This is a genomic window from Salinifilum aidingensis (assembly GCF_054782015.1).
In genome coordinates this window covers 1-3,242 of sequence record NZ_BAAGTH010000028.1, presented here as the reverse complement: position 1 = coordinate 3,242, position 3,242 = coordinate 1, and the positions used below count along the sequence as shown (strand labels likewise).

Genomic DNA, 3,242 nt, shown 5'->3' with positions numbered 1-3,242 from the left:
TGGCGGGCAGGCATTCGCTGTCGGGTTGTGAGGGAACACGCTGGTGTGGCTGGGTGTTTCTGTGGGTGTTTGAGAAGTGGATAGTGGGTGTGAGCATCTTGTTGTGTTGCCTGGCCTGATGTGACCACGGTTGTGGTGTTGGTAAGTTTTGAAGGGCGCACGGTGGATGCCTGGGCACTGAGTGTGCGAGGAAGGACGTGGGTGACTGCGATAAGCCTCGGGGAGTTGTCGACCGAACTGTGATCCGAGGGTGTCCGAATGGGGTAACCTGGCTCGCGTGATGGCGGGTCACCATCATCTGAATGTATAGGGTGATTGGGGTTGTGCGGGGAAGTGAAACATCTTAGTACCCGTAGCGGAGAAAACACTGGTGTGATTCCGTGAGTAGTGGCGAGCGAAAGCGGAGGTTGGCTAAACCGCATGCGTGGGAGACTCGGTAGGGGTTGCGTGTGCGGGGTTGTGGGGTGCTGTTGGATGGGTCTGCCGGCCTGTCGAGCCTGGTGTGGTGTTAGCTGAACGGCCTGGGAGGGTCGACCGGAGTGGGTGAGAGTCCCGTAGGTGAAGGCGCCATGGTGGGTTTGGATGGTTGCCCCGAGTAGTGCGGTGTTCGTGGAGCTCCGTGTGAATCTGGCGGGACCACTCGCTAAGCCTGAACGACGCTCGGTGACCGATAGTGGATCAGTACCGTGAGGGAATGGTGAAAAGTACCCCGGGAGGGGAGTGAAAGAGTTCCTGAAACCGTGTGCCTATAATCCGTCAGAGCACCTGTGGGGTGTGATGGCGTGCCTTTTGAAGAATGAGCCTGCGAGTTACGCTGCGTGGCGAGGTTAACCCGTGTGTGGGGGAGCCGGAGCGAAAGCGAGTCTGAAAGTGGGCGGAGAGTCGCGTGGTGTAGGCCCGAAGCGGGGTGAGCTACCCATGGCCAGGGTGAAGCGCGGGTAAGACCGTGTGGAGGCCCGAACCCACCTGGGTTGAAAACCGGGGGGATGAGTTGTGGGTAGGGGTGAAAGGCCAATCAAACCCTGTGATAGCTGGTTCTCCCCGAAATGCATTTAGGTGCAGCGTCGCGTGGTTCCTGGGTGGGGTAGTGCGCTGGTTGGTCGATGGCCCTGTGGGGTACTGAGATCAGCTAAACGGTGAATACGCCTGGGTGGCAGCGTGGCAGTGAGTCGGCGGGGGAGAAGCTCCGTCGTCGAGAGGGAAACAGCCCTGAGCATCGGCTAAGGTCCCGAAGTGTGTGCTGAGTGGGTAAGGATGTGGGACGGCTGTGACAGCCAGGAGGTTGGCTTAGAAGCAGCCATCCTTGAAAGAGTGCGTAATAGCTCACTGGTCGAGTTGTTCTGCGCCGATAATGTAGCGGGGCTTGTAAGCACACCGCCGAAGCCATGCCGATCGAGTCCTGTGGGGCTTGGTTGGGTAGGGGAGCGTCCTGCATGCCGGTGAAGCAGTCTCGGAAGGGGCTGTGGAGGGTGTGGGAGTGAGAATGCAGGCATGAGTAGCGAGTGCAGAGTGAGAATCTCTGCCGCCGATTGACTAAGGGTTCCTGGGGAAGGTTCGTCCGCCCAGGGTGAGTCGGGGCCTAAGGCGAGGCCGTCAGGCGTAGTCGATGGAGAACGGGTTGATATTCCCGTACCCGTGTATGCGCGCCCGTGGTGAAACCTCTGAGACTAACCACCCGCCTGCCCGCACGCGTTCCTTGTGAGTGTGTGTGGTGTGGGTGCGTGGGGCCTGAGGGGGGAGTAGGCAAGCGAGGGGGTGACGCAGGGAGGTAGCCCAGCCCGGGCGGTGGTTGTCCCGGGGCAAGCCTGTAGCCCGTGGTTCAGGGAAATCCGAACCATGTTGTGGGTGAGGGGTGATGCGGAGCCTGTGTGGTGTAGTGGGTGTGCCTGGACTGTCGAGAAAAGCCTCTAGCGATGTGTGTGCACGGCCCGTACCCGAAACCGACACTGGTGGTCAGGTAGAGGATACCGAGGCGGTCGGGTGAACTGTGGTTAAGGAATTCGGCAAATTGCCCCCGTAACTTTGGGAGAAGGGGGGCCACTGCTGGTGAACGCCCGTGCGGTGGGAGCTGGTGGTGGTCGCAGAGGCTGGGGAGAAGCGACTGTTTACTAAAAACACAGGTCCACGCGAAGCGTTGTTGCGAGGTATGTGGACTGACGCCTGCCCGGTGCTGGAACGTTAAGAGGAGACGTGAACCCCCCTGGTGGGGGTGAGGCGTTGAATTGAAGCGCCAGTAAACGGCGGTGGTAACTATAACCATCCTAAGGTAGCGAAATTCCTTGTCGGGTAAGTTCCGACCTGCACGAATGGCGTAACGACTTCTCCGCTGTCTCGACCACAGGCCCGGTGAAATTGCATGACGAGTTAAGATGCTCGTTTCGCGCGGCAGGACGGAAAGACCCCGGGACCTTTACTACAGCTTGGTATTGGTGTTTGGTGCGGCTTGTGTAGGATAGGTGGGAGACTGTGATGCGGGCACGCCAGTGTTCGTGGAGTTGTTGGTGAAATACCACTCTGGTCGTTCTGGGCATCTAACCTTGGTCCGTGATCCGGATTGGGGACAGTGCTTGGTGGGTAGTTTAACTGGGGCGGTTGCCTCCTAAAGGGTAACGGAGGCGTCCAAAGGTCCCCTCAGCTTGGTTGGGAATCAGGCGGTGCGTGTAAGTGCAGAAGGGGGCTTGACTGTGAGACTGACGGGTCGAGCAGGTGCGAAAGCAGGGACTAGTGATCCGGCACTTCTGTGTGGGTGGGGTGTCGCTCAACGGATAAAAGGTACCCCGGGGATAACAGGCTGATCTTGCCCGAGAGTCCGTATCGACGGCAGGGTTTGGCACCTCGATGTCGGCTCGTCGCGTCCTGGGGCTGGAGTTGGTCCCAAGGGTTGGGCTGTTCGCCCATTAAAGCGGCACGCGAGCTGGGTTTAGAACGTCGTGAGACAGTTCGGTCCCTATCCGCCGCGCGCGGAGGAGACTTGCGGAAGGCTGTCCCTAGTACGAGAGGACCGGGACGGACGGACCTCTGGTGTGCCAGTTGTCCCGCCAGGGGCAGGGCTGGTTGGCTATGTTCGGAAGGGATAACCGCTGAAAGCATCTAAGCGGGAAGCCTGTTTCAAGATGAGGTCTCCCTCCCCATGTGGGTTAAGGCTCCCAGGAGATGACTGGGTGGATAGGCTTGGCATGGAAGCGCAGTAATGTGTTTGTGAGTGGACGAGTACTAATCAGCCGAGTGACTTACCAACTCCC

General features: G+C 59.3%; 1 rRNA gene. It reads left to right on the top strand.

Features of this window, described 5'->3' with window-relative positions:
• The first annotated feature begins 139 nt into the window (after positions 1-139).
• Positions 140-3,238, top strand: a 23S ribosomal RNA gene (locus tag ACYVJE_RS22960).
• Positions 3,239-3,242: the final 4 nt, after the last annotated feature.